Genomic DNA, 14,433 nt, shown 5'->3' on the forward strand with positions numbered 1-14,433 from the left:
TGCGGCAGGTTGGATTTCAATTGCGTTGACCACCGGTCGGATCGCGGCGCAGACGATGTGCGCCGCGAATTCGCGCCGTAGGTCTCGCACTCGTGGACATGTCGAGGTCGGCCACGGGGCACTCTTGGGGTTGGCCCGCCCAAGCCATTCGTCGGCCACGCAAGCGGACCCGGAGTGGGCATCGCAGGAAAAGGAAATCGTCCCTCGAAGACGAAGACTGAAATGACGAACAACGAAATTCCTCATGAACCGGTTGGCCCTGCTGTCAACAATGACGAAGAAGCCCTTGCTTCCCCGTTCGTCAAATGCCTCCTGCGGCTCATCCGTACTCAGGATTCCTTCGGCTTATGGGAAGGCCAGTCGGATGCCGAGCTGCTGGGCGAGTTCATCATCACCAAGCAACGGCAACGTGCGATACCCTTTGGCGGCGATCCCGATCCTGACGCGCTGTGGAGGCTCGACATGTTTTACACCGCCGTGGCGCTTGCGATTGAGGAGCGCTCCGGCGTGTCGACGTCGCCAATAATTGGAATGAAACCCGTGGGGGCTTCCGGGGGTTGGTCGTTCTATCGAGACGTCCACCGGTTCGGCTTCGAGACTTTCCGCAAACTGGCTGAGGCCGGTACGAAACTGGTCGACGATGCGACTGCAGCCATTGAAGCGTAGCCCGAGATGGCGCGCATCAAGAAACCATTGTTCCAGGAAGGATCTATGTCAGACCTAGATAAGATGAGGAAAAAGTCCGAAAACTCCAGTTGCGTGCAGCTATTGCCAAGATGGCATTGCAGGACCTTGTTGAGGTCTGCCGGGCAAGTGGGCCGACATACAGGACGTCGCCGAGAAAACCCAAGCCGTTTATGCCGAGTTGGATGTTGCCAAGAGAGAACTCGCTTCAATGAAGAATTTAGGATGATGCGCACATTCACCACCCGTGACGGCTCCATTTGGATGCCGTCGTACCTGACCTCCATCGATAGCAAGACCTGCATCGGCTGCTGCCGTTGTTTCAAGGTCTGCTCGCGCGATGTGATGCATCTTCACGGCGTCGATGATGCGGGTGAAATCCTCGGTCGCTGCGATGACGAGGACGACGATTTCGACGGCAAGCTCAATCGCATGATCATGGTTGTCGATGATGCCGGCCGCTGCATCGGCTGCGGAGCCTGCGGCCGCGTCTGCCCCAAGAACTGCCAGACGCATGTTGCGGCCGACGAGCTCGCAACATGATCTGGCGAAAAACCAGGGGAACGGCGTGCACTTCATATCTTTTTGTCGGCTCGTAGGGCTGCTCCTGTGCAGCAATGCGTCGATGGTTTACTTCGCTTTGGATTCGCTCCGCCTGGCAGTCGTCACGACGCTGGCCTGTTCGCTGCTGCTTCAGGCCTGCTATTTCGGCAGCGTGCTCTTTTTCGCGGAGTCGATGATCTGTAGAACTGTTCATTCGCTCCGCAGAGGGCCGGCGAAACCACTTTCTTCCTAAGCCCGTTGGCCGTAATCGAAAGACACGAGGCCGGCGAGTTCGTGCTCAGCTGCCACTGTGCTAGCAAGGGAACGGAATCCAATCCCCCGGAGCAGATGGCGAGAGTTGAGCGAAGACTGCGGTCGGAGCTCCTGCGCTTCCGGGTCTCCGAGGGGACGACTTTGCGAACCGAAGGGACTTTGAACCGTTGACATGGCCGGCGTGCGGTAGGTTGGGCCAGCGACAGGGCTCCCAGCCGGCCTGTGCGTTGACTTCGCTTCGTTTGGCGAAATGTGGGTAACGGCGAGGGCCGCACACTTCCCGGGCCGTCGACATTCCCGCCCTTTTGGTGCGTGCGCCGTTAGGCGCGACAATTCGGTGCCCGCGTGTAACTGCCCATTCGCCGAAGCTTAGACGTGGTGCATTCCCGCTCGCCTGTTTGGCGGACAGTTCCGGCCGTGCTGGTTTTGCCGGTCTAACGCCGCCGCTCGTCACTGCCACACCCCTCTCCGGCAACGGCTCGGCGCATCGCGCAAGCCGGTTTAGCGATCAGGCCAGGCCCTTCGCTAGTTCCAACGCCTGCCGTTCGAACAGGCGGCGGTAAATGCCACCATCGAGATCGATCAGCGCGGCATGATCGCCGTCCTCCATGATGCGGCCACGATCGAATACGAGCAGCCGATCGAGCGAGCGGACGGTCGACAGCCGGTGTGCGATGACGAGTGTGGTTCGACCCACCATCAACCGATCCACCGCTTGTTGAATGAGCACCTCGGATTCCGAATCGAGGCTCGATGTGGCCTCGTCCAGAATAAGGATCGGCGCGTTCGCCAGGAAGGCGCGCGCGATCGCCACGCGCTGGCGCTCGCCGCCGGAGAGCTTCAAACCCCTTTCGCCGACCAATGTCCCATAGCCCTTCGGCAGGGACGCGATGAAGTCGTGCGCACTGGCCAGCCGTGCCGCTTGCTCGATCTCGGCCTGGCTCGCGCCAGGCCGGCCATAGGCGATGTTCTCGGCAAGCGACCTGTGAAACAGGATAGGCTCCTGCTGCACGATCGCGATCTGCGAACGGAGCGACTCTTGGGTCACCTCGGAGACGTCCTGGCCGTCTATCAGGATCCGGCCGCCGCTCAGGTCGTAGAGTCTCTGGATGAGCTTCACGAATGTTGACTTGCCGGAACCGGAGGGTCCAACCAACCCAACCCTTTCGCCAGCCTCAATCGACAGCGAACATTGGCTATAGATCGGCAGGGGATGGTTGGCGTAGCGGAAGTGGACGTTCTGGAAATCGATGCGGCCCGTCGTGATCCGGATCGGCTTGGCCTCTGGACGATCCGCAACATCCAGCTGCTGATTGTGGATGGCCACCAGTTCTTCCATATCATTAACCGAGCGTTGCACGTTGCGTACATGCATGCCAGCATCACGCAGATAGCCCTGTAAGACGACGAAGGAGGTGAGAACATAGGCAATCTCGCCCGGCGTTGCCTGTCCATGCGACCACAGAAGCAAGGCATATCCGATCGCCGCTACCCTGAGCGCAACCAAAGTGACGCCTTGGGTTGAGCCGATGATCGTTACCCGCACCCAACTCCGGCGCGTGCGGTGCCGCCATTTGGTCATGATATTTGCTAGGCGCTCGTCTTCGCGGATCTCTGCACCGAAGGCTTTGACCACAGCGTTGCAACTGACCGCATCCGCAAGCGCGCCTCCGAGCCTTGTGTCCCAACTGTTAGCAAGGCTCGCCGCTGGCGCGATATAGCCGAGCGACAGCGAAATCGTAAAGGCAAGGTAGATGAGCGAGCCGCAAGCAAAGATCACGCCCATGACCAGCCAGTGCCAGCCGAGCAGCGCCGTCGAACCTACCAAGATGATAAAGGACGGGAACAGCGCGACCAATACTGTGCTGTTTAGGGGGTCGAGCGCCCCCATGCCGCGCGTTATCTTGCGCACTGTCGAGCCGGCGAAGCTGTTCGCATGCCAGTCTGTCGAAAAGCGCTGGACATGATAGAACGCTTCGTTCGCGACATCGGACATCATCTTCAGCAAAAGGTCGTTCAGGCCAATGAAGGCGATGTGGCGCATGGCAATGGCAGCGAGCGCAAGTGCAATCGGTACAGAGAAGGCTGAAAGGGCCGAATGCCAGGCTGGTGCTGCCACAGCAGCGCCACCTGCAACAGCATCGATGAGACGACCCGAAAAGACCGGCATCAGCACGTCAGCGAGCGTGGAGGCGAGCATCGCGGCCATGATGATCGCGAGCCGCACCGGCTGCCTGCACCAGTGGCGGACAGTGAAGGTGAAAACATCGCGGGAATTGGCGCCGCGCTGATGGACGGGGAAACGTTTCATAGTTTCCAAGCGGGCGCATCAACACGCTCGGTCCCAAAGAAGTTAAATGACAAAACTGGAATTTTCGACCTCCCCCACAACAGCATCAATTTTGGCGGGCAGCTCCTGGCGCCTCACGATGTGAGGTTCAAAAGTCGTGCCAACTGAGCGGGAACAGCCGAAGGACAAATTCAGCAGGTTGCCGAGCCTGGACAAAGTCAGCCGCGATCCAGTCGAATACGATTGCTATGGCTTCCCCAACTCGGGGGAAGATTGGAAAAGAAGGGCCGATGCTATCGATGTAAATGGTTCTTCTTTACGCTTTAAGCGTGTTTGGCGATCATCACCTGGTGCATCACGTTGTCTCGATCAAATGAGTACAGTTGCAACGCAGCTTCACGTGCCCGGGGCTTAGGTGCTGATTTCAAAAACGCGCCGCGAATACTTTCCTGCCCATATTCCGTCAATCGAATGCTCGACTGTCGGATTTGTGCGCTCCCCGACACAGTGCTGTTCGGTTCGCCTCCTGGGTACCTCGCTCCAGTCGGTTTACAACCTGAAGAAAGCTCCGCTCGCAAGGTGGCACGACTCTTGATCCTACGTCTTTAGGTGGCGGAAGAAACTCCGGCTGTCGATTCCCGTACTACGCATGTTGCGATGCTGGGTTGGAGCTGTGCACCTGAGGACGCAACTGAAGGAGAGATCGTGGAACTCCCGCGGATTGAGCTCGAGTTAGGTCTGTTCCTCGACATGACTGACGGTATCGCTCAATCCGAACAGTTGTTCGAACTGTTGTCCGCGTTTGCGCGGAAGTTCGATTGCCCGTGGATTGCCTATGGCCCGCTCGCATCAAAACAGAGGGTTTTCAAGCCGAACCGACAGGATTCTGTGGTGATGTGGAATTATCCTGCCGAATGGCAGGAGCGCTACTCGAGAATGGGCTATGCCAAAATAGACCCACTCATCAAGAAAGGTCGAAAGGAGGCAGGGGCCTTTCGATGGAGCGAGGTGTATACCGATGAAAGCATAACTGAAGATGGACGCCGCGTCTTGGACGAAGCAGCAACATTCGGCTTGAGGTCAGGCGTTACCATCCCATTACATGGCCCTGCTGACAGCTTTAGGTTTATGAGTTTTGCCCAATCCTCAGACTGCGAATTGCTAAATAGAACGATCACCTACCTGCAAATGGCCGCGCTACAGTTTCATCTGAGGGTTGCGAAGCTCGGCACTCCGACTGAACCGGAGCAAATTCATAACCTCTCTCCGAGAGAAATAGAGTGCATTTATTGGGTGTCGAAAGGAAAATCGTCATGGGAAATAGGAACTATTTTAGGCAGATCACGAAATACGATAGATTTCCATTTAAAAAATGTAATGCGGAAGTTGGATGCGACCAGCAGAACGGTAGCTGTTGTAAAAGCTTTGAAACTTGGGATTATCGAACCGCCGTAGGTGCGCAGCTAGTTCTCCGCCCGTAGTAGCGCGCGTGATAGCCGAGACGCTCCGGCGTGCGCTCGCTCTTCGAAGCACCCAGCGCCTCGTCCATCTCGGCCACCGCGCGGATCACCTCGTTCAATCTATCCGGGTTCCAAAGCAGAATGTCTTTGACGGCAGCGCTGGCGGTCTTACTTTCTGTCTTGATCATGGCGGCGTTCCTTCCAGGGAATCGGTGACGTTGAGCACCACCCTGTCATGACCGCCCACTCTCAGCGAATTTGCAGAACTCAGCACGCCATTCCGTCTTAACCGACTGACGCATGAGTGATGTGTGTCCAAAATCTGACAGCCGTCAGAAAACATGTCGGGTTCAAAACAGCGGAGCGTCTTGGGCCTGTCGGGCTTTTCGAGGCCTATCACGCAGTAACTGCGCGCCAGGCGCACTGGCACGGCCTTTGCTGGTCGAGGTGCGGCAATATAGGGTGAGGGCTGACCCGCATGAGAACATGCAACTCGGTCGATGCAAGGGATGATCGACCTGATCCAGAAAGGCTTCTTTCCGGCGGGTTCGAGGGTGCTGTGCCCGCATCTCGGCGACGGGCCAGCGATCAACGGTTGAGGCTACATCTCCGGAGCGAGTGATGCCTCGAAAGATGCAATGCTGTCTCTGGTCCGACGCGCTCGAAGTTTGTGAAGAGTCGGCCCGGCAAATCGGCGAACCGGGCGGCTAGGCTGCCAAAAGGGTAGATGGCCGCGTTGCCTCAGTAGATCAGCAGGCGGTGCCAGAAAGCCAAAGGCACACCATCGTGGCGCTTCGACGTAAGTAGATGGGAGTTGTCACCAGTGATTTTGCCGGAACTTCGCTCAGCAAACACAGCCGGCAGGGTTTTGGAGATAACGACGACCACGGGATGTGTCGTAGGATGTTCATATTGTCCCCAGGACAAGTTCGCGGTCCGGCAAAGAAAAGTGTCTCATGCGAGTCATCTGGGTCTTGAAGATTTCAAGCGGTGTCTGGCCCGCGTACCGACTTCCGTCGGCATTGGTTTTGCGGGATACTCCGAACCTTGGCTCAATCCGGACTGCACCGAAATGGTGGAGCACGCCTTCGCCAAAGGCCATGGCATCAGGATTTTTACGACGCTGGTGGGAATGAACGGGCAGGACCTGCAACGATTGCAAGCTTTGCGCTTAGGCGTATTCGTGGTTCATGTTTTCGATGATGGCACCTACATGAACAGCCGCCTTGTCGGAGACAAGTATCGCGATCTGGTTCGTCAACTCGTCGACGCGGATATCCCCTTGATCCGGTTCGTGGCTTTGGGCGAGCCCCACCCAGATATAGCCGACATTATTCCTACCAAAGCACTGATAAAAGCGCGGCCCATGAGCAGTAGGGGTGGAAGCGTGGACCCTAAGATCGTTGCACCACGCCAGCCAGTGGTCGGAGCCCTAACCTGCGTGGACGAACGACAGTATCGGAATGTTCTTCTTCCAAACGGCGACGTTACCCTATGCTCCATGGATTTTGAACGGCGTCACGTATTGGGCAACCTTTTATATGAGGGTTACTCCGCTCTGTTTGAAAAGCCCGTTTTTCGCGAAATCGTCGACCGCATGAATGGAGCGGATGGTTTTCTGCTTTGCAGGATGTGTGAATTCGCCGACCCAAACGACCGGACCTGAGTGGATGCCGGCCGAGACGGCGAGCCTAGCAATGCGGATGGCCCCACGACAAATGCACCTGCCCGCGACGCCATCGTGTTTTCACGTTACGCCAGCATGATCCCGTAGGCGCGGCAGTGGGCCTCGAGCATTTCGGAGACGAGCTCATCGAAAGTGGTCTTCGCCTTCCAACCGAGCTTATCGGCCTGCCTGCCTTGAGGTAACGCCGATCACAGGTCAACCTCGGTCGGACGGAAACAGCGTTCGTCGATCCCGATCAGCGCTCGATTGCTTACTCACGGCCACCTCGTCAACGCCTTCACCCTCCCGGACGATCTCCTTTTCGACTCGCCTGAAGGCAGCAGCCCCAGCTGCGGCCGGGGATGGTTGCCGTCGCGGTAGTGGACGTTCTCTAAACCGATGCGGCCCTTCGCCAGCGCGTCTCCCGGTTGCTTCCGCCTGGCCTACGAACGGGCCTTCCGTCAAGGGCGCCCACGGCCCCGCCCTCTTGATCCGGCGGCTCGGGCCAATCATCTCGCGCAAGAGATCGGAATCCGCAGTCTTCTCCAAGAGAGCGCGGCTTTCGCTGTGTCATCGGTCATCAAATAGTTTCTTGAATCAGGTTGGTGTCCGCAGCCCGAGGTTGAACGGCGAATATTGATGACCGCCGCGAAGCCGCTCGCTCGCTACGGCGCTATTGGGGGGGCGCGCTCGCGAGCGGCTTCGCTGCCGCCGAGCTACACAACCTCTGGCGACGCGACCCTGCTAATCGTCCTTGGACTCATTCATTGTCCGGAGTCGCTTTGGGTAGGCGATGGGTGGGTACGTCAACTACCCGATCTCGTAGTATCGGTGCTTTCGCGGAAGCTTTAGAAGCCATCTTGTTGCAGCACATTCTGCGAAGGCATCCGAATGGAGGGCAACGCAACCCAACAATACTCGATGAGGATCCCGGCATCACCAGACCAACCAAAGCTTCCTCCGGCATTCTGCTTCAATGTTAGATGACGAACATCTACCGCAAACCACTAGCCATTAAACAGCTCTCTTCTTTGAACGACCTATGTGCAGAGGACCCAATATGAATACCGACCCTTTCACGGCCCATGAGTCCAACGTTCGTCGTTATTGCCGGGCGTTCCCTACCGTCTTTACGAAGGCCCTTGGGGCGACGATCTGGGACGAGACGGGTAAGCCCTTTATCGATTTCCTGGTGGGTTCCGGCGCACTCAACTACGGGCACAACAATCCGGATATCATGGCGCCGGCGATTGAATATCTCGTCGGTGAGAACATTCTTCTGTCGCTTGATATGCATACGGCGGCAAAGCGTGACTTCATTGAAGGGTTCGTGGATTGGATCCTGAAAGCCAGAGGCCTTTCGTACAAGATTCAGTTTCCTGGGCCGACCGGCACGAACGCCAACGAAGCGGCTCTGGCGCTGGCGCGAAAATACACCGGCCGCTCGAGCGTCATGGCCTTTACGAATGCGTTCCACGGCATGTCGCTCGGCTCTCTAGCGGTGTCGGGCTCGGCCTCAACCAGGGAACTGGGAGGCGTTGCTCGCCACGATGTGATCCGTGTTCCCTATGACGGCTATCCGAGCCAAGCTTTCGATTCCGCCAGTTACATCGACTGCGTTTTGAGCGACCCGGGGAGCGGAATAGAAAAGCCTGCCGCAATCATTCTGGAGACCATCCAGGCAGAAGGCGGCATGAACGCCGCATCCGCAGCTTGGCTCACGGAAATTCAGTGCATTTGCCGTACGCACGGCATTGTTTTTATCGTCGACGACATCCAGGCGGGTGCGGGCCGAACTGGCGATTTCTTCTCATTCGAGTCTGCGAAAATCGAACCGGATATTGTGTGTCTTTCCAAGTCCCTAAGCGGTTCAGGTAGTCCATTGTCCATCGTCCTGATTCGACCCGACTTGGACATATGGAAGCCCGGAGAACATAGCGGGACCTTCAGAGGCAACAATTTCGCCTTCGTGACGGCAGGAGCCATGTGCAAGATGTGGTCGGATAGGAAATTTACCGCAGGTGTCGAGCGGACAGCCGTCAGGCTGCAAACGCACCTCGATCGCCTCGTTGCGAAATTTCCAAGATACATCGAACAGAAGCGCGGCCGCGGTCTGATGGCCGGCCTGAAATGCCGTTCACCGGCAGTTGTCGGCCGCGTGCACGATGTCGCGTTCGAAAAAGGCCTTCTTATCGAATCCTCAGGGCCAAATCGCGACGTTATCAAAGTTCTCCCGCCGATAACCATCTCCGATGCCGAACTTGATCTTGGCATCACCATCCTTGATCACGCACTGCAGGAGCAAGACAATGCCTAGCCAGACATCTCAATTGCCAGCCATCTCCCCTGTTTCAATCAGAGAACGGATCGGCTCGATCAACACTGCGGAGATCATCTCGGTCCTGAAAGGTGAGCTCACCGCTCTGCACATCAAGCAAGCTTTCAGCACCGAAGTAGCCGAGAAGATCACCACGAACTTTGTTGGTAGTGCCGGTCTCAAGGAGCGTAACGATGGTGTGCCCGGACAATATGTCGGCGCATCACACTACAGGAAGGATTCAGCCAGCTATTTCGCAGACGCCGAAAAGGCGCGACCGCACGTCGAGGCCCTTTTTGAGAATTTGGTTGACCCGGTCCGAGCAATATTCGGCGCGTTAAAGCGAGAGCTTCACAACAAGGGCATTGAATTGAGGCTGGCCCGTTCAGAACACGGTCAGGCCAATGTCTGTCGCGCTCTCAGTTGGTCAGGCAGCGGCACATTTTCCTTGGACCCCCACGACGACGTCGCTCAAGTCCTATGTGCCGGCAACGATTACGAGATTTCTTCGGTGGCGCACAACACTGTCGCAGCGCTCAATTTCTATCCCAGCATAGCCGAGGGTGGTGGCAATCTGCGCCTCTGGAGCCATAAGCCGACAGTTGCGGACCGGATAGCGCAAGGTGTGGAGACCACTGGCTATCCTTATTCGGCAACCTATCTTGAGGCGGTTCCTTATCGCGAGTTCCAGCTCAAAACCGGCGATATCGCCCTAATCGATGGCGGTTTCGTTCACGGGGTTACCGGTCAATCAGGAAGTGGAAAGCGTTTGGTGCTGAATAGCTTTTTCGGGTTTGCTCGGCCGGATCTTGTTCTCTGGTGGACCTGACGAGGCTGCCGACAGCGACCCACTGTATTCCCCGATTGTAAAGTCATCAACCGCGCCATACGGGACGCGACCGTCACAGGCCCTTCGGGACATCTGGCCGGGAAGCCCATTCCTTGCAGATGAACTCGTAGGTCGTGAGGCCTTTGAGGTCTTGGGCCTGTGACCTTGCCCCTGTGATCTAATCCGGGTTGAAGTTCGCTCTGGCCATCCATCTTGGAGCACCAGGACATGGAGCGTAGCCGCTTGTCTGAAGAGCACATCATCGGAGTTTTGAAGGAACATGAGGCCGGGTGTCGGTAGCCGATCTGTGCCGCAAGCAAGGGGTCAGCGGCGCCTCGATTTACACTGAAAGGCCCGCTTCGGTGGGCTGGATGTCTCCGAGCTCGGCCAGTGAACGCTCTGGAGGATGAGAACACACGGCTAAAGCAATTTCGCGGTGCTAGCCTTTTTGACGGATTTTTGGGAAGGGAATGTATGGTCTGCCCCGCTAATGCGAGATTCGCGATGTCGCAAATGACATTTCCACTTGCATAAATGTATTCGGCCTCTCGAGTGGACCGCGGTTGCTACCATGCCATGAAGAGATCGTAAGCGCTATTTTCCTCGCACCTTGACGCCAGCGCTTTCGACGGATGGCTTTCGAATTGGGAACGGTATCTGGTCTGATCAGGCTGCTGTTGATTTGGCGAAGTTGAAGGGCAGCAGATCGTAGATATCAGCGTCCTCGTTGCGTTGAGGCATTCGTGAGGACGTGGCGCAGCCACGCTAACGGCTCGACGCCACAGGCGCGGCAGGTCAACATCAGGCTGTAGATGACGGCGCTGGCCCTGCCTCCGTCGACGGTATCGCTGAACAGCCAACTTTTCCGGCCAGCGGCAAAGATTCTGATGTCACGCTCGAGAAGATTATTGTCGAACGGCATGCTGCCGTCCTCGATGTAACGAGTCAGATACCCCCATTGGTTCAGGGTGTAGGAGACGGCGTCGCCGAGCTTGCTGTCCGGCAAGACTTTTGGGGCGATCTCGTCGAGCCATGCCTTGAGAGCAGGAGGATGGGGACACTATGTTGCTGGCGGAAGCGGCGAATGCAGTGATCTCGCTTCTCGCCGTCATCGGGGATTTCGTTCCGCGCCTGCCTTTCAACCCGATAGAGCTGTTCGAAGAACCGGAGCGCCTGTTCCGGCGGGCCGCCGCCTTTCTTCCTCGCCTTTAGGGCATCGACGAAGCGCCGCCTCGAACGGCCCATGCATCCAAGATGCGTTGCCCCTTCCAGCGTGCGCCAAGCGGAATAGCCATCACTCATCACTATGCCGCGGTAATCGCCCAAGAAGGTCTGCGGGTGTATCTGGCGGCGGCCCGGTTGATAATCGAGCAGCACGATAGGCTCGTCACTGTCCTCGCCGCTCCGGTATTCCCACATGTATGAGGTGCTGGCGGCCTCTCAATCCTTTTCCTTCAGGACCTGAACAGTCGTCTCGTCGCCATGGATGAGGGGCTGCGATCTGAGCCGCAGCTTCAGGGCGTCATAGATGCGGGAGAGATGCTTTTCGCTCGAGCCGATCACCCAGTGGCCCAGAGCGCCACGGCTGACAGGAACACCCGCGCGCTCGAAGGCGTGCGCCAGGCGATAGAGCGGCGTGCCGTAGACGTATTGTGAACGAGCGCGAAGGCCAGCGTCGAAGCCGTAGCGATGCTGCCCGGCAAGGGTTGTGCGGGCATCGGCGGTCACGACCGGCGTGTTGAAGCTGGTACGGTCACAAGGGCGGCAAGTATATTTGAACCGCACATTCTGCAAAACCTTCGCCTTCACCTCGATATGAAGTTGCTCGGTAACGGCCTCGCCCATGCGATGCATCTGGTGACGGCAGCAAGGACAAGCCTTCTAGTCGTCGGGAAGGTCATACTCGACGCGCTCGCGCGGCAGGTTTTCCGGCAAGGCCTTGCGGCCGCGCTTCTTTCCCGTCGCCCCTTCGGTCGCCGGAAAGCCCGTGTCCGGCAGGGCAACGACATCGCCATCTTCGTTATCGGCGGCGTCCTTATCCGCGGCCTGTTCGGCTTCATTGAAGAGGCGGTCATGCATCAGAGCACTCAACAGCAAAAGGTGCGGGGAAATTCGCGCTTACAAGAGATCCGCGCACGCCGCTCACAATAAGTGGTTAGGAGCACGAAGCCCTCTTACGGCTGATCCACCGTTTCAGTATTCCCGAGCTTTGCAAAACCGGCCATGCGGCCAGGTCGCGGAGCCTTCTTGAACTGGCGCCCGCTGCCGACGGCCGCCAGCCGTGGCTCCCAATGCTTTGATTCCCGCCATGGGCCGGCGGGCAACATATTCTCGATCTGCGATCGCAGTGAACTGCCTCGTCACATCGCTGATACGCTGTTCCGGCGCAGGTCGGCGAACCGCTCCGTAAGTAGTCTGCGAATTGCCGGCGAGAGATAATTCGACACGTCGTCCAGGTTGAACAGACCCGCTCCCGGCGAAGTTATAGGCTGCGGGTGAAGTCGACAAGATGCCGACGCATTGGTCGTGATCGTCGTGGTGAAGCGTTTGAACATCGCGTCCTTTGTTCGATAATGTCTTGGCACAGGCGAGCGCTCCCTTCCTATTTTCTTGGCACAAACCTTTTGCACCCGACGGGCGGCATCTATGGCGCGAGCAATCCCATGTCGATTCATGTCCCCGGCGCCCCAATAAGATCCCCGGTTGATGCTTCGCGACGTTCAAATGTTTTCCGCTAACGCCGCTGCGTACCACTCGCCCGCCATGATGCCTTGTCGGCAGCATTGAGGGCTGCCTAAGCCTGGAAGCACCGGTATCAGGTGCTTTCGCGCCCCGTCAGGCCTCCTGAGCGCAGGCGCGTAATGTTTCTTCAAGGATGTCGAGTGCTTCGGCAAATACTGTGTCTTCGATAGTAATCGGGGCGAGGAAGCGGATGACGTTTCCGTAAACGCCACAGATCAGGAGGATGAGGCCCCTGTCGAGCGCCTTCTCGCGGACACTGTTCGTGAATTCTGCACTAGGTTTTCTTGAGCCGGGCACCGTGAACTCGATCGCATTCATGAGACCCAGGCCACGGATGTCGGCGATCTGCGGAACGACATCCTTCAGCGATTGCAGCCGCCTTTTCAGGCGTACGCCGAGTAGTTCGGCGCGGTGGCACAAATCCTCTTCTTCGATCACGTCGAGGACAGCATTTCCGGCGGCGATGCCGATCGGGCTGCCACCATAAGTGCCACCTAGGCCGCCCGGTCCCGGTGCATCCATAATCTCCGCCCGACCGGTGACAGCTGCTATAGGGAAGCCGCCGCCGAGACCCTTGGCCATAGTGGTGATGTCCGGAAAGACACCGAAGTGCTCCATGGCGAAGAGCTTACCGGTGCGGGCAAAGCCGGTCTGTACTTCGTCTGCGATCAACAGGATGCCGTGTTTGTCAGCGATTGCGCGCAGCTGATCCATGAAGGCAGACGGCACTTCATAAAAGCCGCCTTCGCCTTGCACTGGTTCTACGATAAACGCAGCGACGCGGCCAGGATCAATATCAGCCTTGAAAAGCTTGTCGAGCACGGAGAGCGATTCGTCGATCGTGGTGCCATGGAACTCGATGGGGAACGGGACGTGGAAGACGTCCGGCACCATCGCGCCGAAACCGGCCTTGTAGGGCTGGACCTTGCCCGTCAATGTCATGCCCATGAAGGTGCGGCCGTGGAAGGCGCCGGTGAAGGCGATGATCGCGCTGCGGTTTGTGGCGGCGCGGGCGATCTTGACGGCGTTCTCGACGGCTTCAGCGCCGGTCGTGACGAAGAGCGTTTTCTTTTTGAAGTCGCCAGGCACGGCGTCATTCAACCGTTCGGCGAGCCGGACGTAGTTCTCATAAGGCACGACCTGATGGCAAGTATGTGTGAAGCGGTCGAGCTGGTCTTTCACCGCTGCAACGACCTTTGGATGACGATGGCCGGTGTTGACTACTGCCATGCCTGCGGCGAAGTCGATATAACGCCGTCCCTCCACATCCCAGATTTCGGCATTAAGCGCCTTGTCGGCATAAACCTGTGTAGTCACGCCCACCCCGCGCGAAATCGCATCGGATCTGCGGGCCTCAATATCAGTATTCATGAAAAAACCTCAAAAGTGAAGGCGCCCCCGCAAAGACGCCCCCGTCCCCATGATGCCGAGGATCATAATGCTTTCGACGGCGAGAAAGTCCTGATCTGGATCAACACGCCCCAACATTCTAACGAACTGAGTCTCCTCTGGGTGCTAATGCTATTGGGCACCTTAGCAACGAAAGGCCTGACACACGTACCCGTGGCGGCGAAAGATGCTCGTGAAGGCGAGCCATCGACCTTGTCACCTTCGGATTCAATCGTCCTC

General features: G+C 57.6%; 10 protein-coding genes and 5 pseudogenes. 10 read left to right on the forward strand and 5 right to left on the reverse strand.

Annotation, left to right across the window (positions count from 1 at the left end; translation table 11 throughout):
• Positions 1-222 precede the first annotated feature (222 nt).
• The 4 genes from EN846_RS31070 to EN846_RS31085 all read left to right on the forward strand — a co-directional run bounded on the left by EN846_RS31070 (position 223) and on the right by EN846_RS31085 (position 1,480).
• Positions 223-666 (forward strand): DUF269 domain-containing protein, encoded by a 444-nt coding sequence (locus EN846_RS31070; protein WP_127287320.1) that lies wholly within the window; start codon positions 223-225, stop codon positions 664-666.
• A 157-nt stretch (positions 667-823) separates the two neighbouring features.
• Positions 824-913 carry a hypothetical protein gene (locus EN846_RS36140; protein ID WP_245518757.1) on the forward strand — a complete coding sequence of 30 codons (90 nt, stop codon included), beginning with the start codon at positions 824-826 and terminating at the stop codon, positions 911-913.
• Positions 910-1,227, forward strand: a complete 318-nt coding sequence (gene fdxB, locus EN846_RS31080; protein ID WP_189523725.1) for a ferredoxin III, nif-specific — start codon at positions 910-912, stop codon at positions 1,225-1,227. The genes EN846_RS36140 and fdxB overlap by 4 nt, the downstream gene beginning before the upstream one ends.
• Before the next feature lie 82 nt (positions 1,228-1,309).
• Entirely contained in the window at positions 1,310-1,480 is a 171-nt protein-coding gene (locus tag EN846_RS31085; RefSeq protein WP_245494478.1) for an exopolysaccharide production repressor protein, read from the forward strand.
• Here EN846_RS31085 and EN846_RS35635 read toward each other — a convergent pair.
• Together EN846_RS35635 and EN846_RS31095 are read right to left on the reverse strand one after the other, a co-directional pair.
• Positions 1,480-1,577 (reverse strand): annotated as a pseudogene (locus EN846_RS35635) (7-cyano-7-deazaguanine synthase); the annotation flags it as partial. The gene EN846_RS31085 and the pseudogene EN846_RS35635 overlap by 1 nt on opposite strands.
• Positions 1,578-2,008: 431 nt before the next feature.
• Positions 2,009-3,811 carry an ABC transporter ATP-binding protein gene (locus EN846_RS31095; RefSeq protein WP_127283847.1) on the reverse strand — a complete coding sequence of 601 codons (1,803 nt, stop codon included), beginning with the start codon at positions 3,809-3,811 and terminating at the stop codon, positions 2,009-2,011.
• Between the two features lie 684 nt (positions 3,812-4,495).
• Between EN846_RS31095 and EN846_RS31100 the strand changes: the two genes are divergently transcribed.
• Entirely contained in the window at positions 4,496-5,245 is a 750-nt protein-coding gene (locus EN846_RS31100; protein WP_127240467.1) for a LuxR family transcriptional regulator, read from the forward strand.
• Positions 5,246-5,261: 16 nt separating this feature from the next.
• Here the strand turns inward: EN846_RS31100 and EN846_RS31105 are convergent.
• Positions 5,262-5,438 (reverse strand): annotated as a pseudogene (locus EN846_RS31105) (IS256 family transposase); the annotation flags it as partial.
• A 306-nt stretch (positions 5,439-5,744) separates the two neighbouring features.
• Between EN846_RS31105 and EN846_RS31110 the strand changes: the two are divergent.
• The 5 genes and pseudogenes from EN846_RS31110 to EN846_RS36145 all read left to right on the forward strand — a co-directional run.
• Positions 5,745-5,849, forward strand: a pseudogene (locus EN846_RS31110) (aminocyclopropane-1-carboxylate deaminase/D-cysteine desulfhydrase family protein); the annotation flags it as partial.
• 350 nt (positions 5,850-6,199) lie between these two features.
• Positions 6,200-6,916, forward strand: coding sequence for an SPASM domain-containing protein (locus EN846_RS31115; RefSeq protein WP_245494477.1), 717 nt, complete (start codon positions 6,200-6,202; stop codon positions 6,914-6,916).
• A gap of 1,060 nt (positions 6,917-7,976) precedes the next feature.
• Positions 7,977-9,233 (forward strand): diaminobutyrate--2-oxoglutarate transaminase, encoded by a 1,257-nt coding sequence (ectB, locus tag EN846_RS31120; RefSeq protein ID WP_127240466.1) that lies wholly within the window; start codon positions 7,977-7,979, stop codon positions 9,231-9,233.
• Positions 9,226-10,062: a hypothetical protein gene (locus tag EN846_RS31125; protein WP_127240465.1), complete on the forward strand. Its 837-nt coding sequence runs from the start codon at positions 9,226-9,228 to the stop codon at positions 10,060-10,062. Before ectB ends, EN846_RS31125 begins: the two co-directional genes overlap by 8 nt.
• A 228-nt stretch (positions 10,063-10,290) precedes the next feature.
• Positions 10,291-10,572, forward strand: a pseudogene (locus EN846_RS36145) (transposase); the annotation flags it as partial.
• A 156-nt stretch (positions 10,573-10,728) separates the two neighbouring features.
• Here EN846_RS36145 and EN846_RS31130 read toward each other — a convergent pair.
• Positions 10,729-12,138 (reverse strand): annotated as a pseudogene (locus EN846_RS31130) (IS66 family transposase); the annotation flags it as partial.
• Between the two features lie 759 nt (positions 12,139-12,897).
• Positions 12,898-14,175 carry a 4-aminobutyrate--2-oxoglutarate transaminase gene (locus tag EN846_RS31140; protein WP_127240464.1) on the reverse strand — a complete coding sequence of 426 codons (1,278 nt, stop codon included), beginning with the start codon at positions 14,173-14,175 and terminating at the stop codon, positions 12,898-12,900.
• Positions 14,176-14,433 lie beyond the last annotated feature (258 nt).

It is taken from the genome of Mesorhizobium sp. M4B.F.Ca.ET.203.01.1.1 (assembly GCF_004791025.1).
GTDB lineage: Bacteria > Pseudomonadota > Alphaproteobacteria > Rhizobiales > Rhizobiaceae > Mesorhizobium > Mesorhizobium abyssinicae.

Excerpts from the sequence above, each read along its gene's own strand:
- EN846_RS31070 (WP_127287320.1), top strand. The coding sequence starts at position 223 with ATGACGAACAACGAAATTCCTCATGAACCGGTTGGCCCTGCTGTCAAC.
- fdxB (WP_189523725.1), top strand. The coding sequence starts at position 910 with ATGATGCGCACATTCACCACCCGTGACGGCTCCATTTGGATGCCGTCG.
- EN846_RS31085 (WP_245494478.1), top strand. The coding sequence starts at position 1,310 with ATGGTTTACTTCGCTTTGGATTCGCTCCGCCTGGCAGTCGTCACGACG.
- EN846_RS31095 (WP_127283847.1), bottom strand. The coding sequence starts at position 3,811 with ATGAAACGTTTCCCCGTCCATCAGCGCGGCGCCAATTCCCGCGATGTT.
- ectB (WP_127240466.1), top strand. The coding sequence starts at position 7,977 with ATGAATACCGACCCTTTCACGGCCCATGAGTCCAACGTTCGTCGTTAT.
- EN846_RS31125 (WP_127240465.1), top strand. The coding sequence starts at position 9,226 with ATGCCTAGCCAGACATCTCAATTGCCAGCCATCTCCCCTGTTTCAATC.
- EN846_RS31140 (WP_127240464.1), bottom strand. The coding sequence starts at position 14,175 with ATGAATACTGATATTGAGGCCCGCAGATCCGATGCGATTTCGCGCGGG.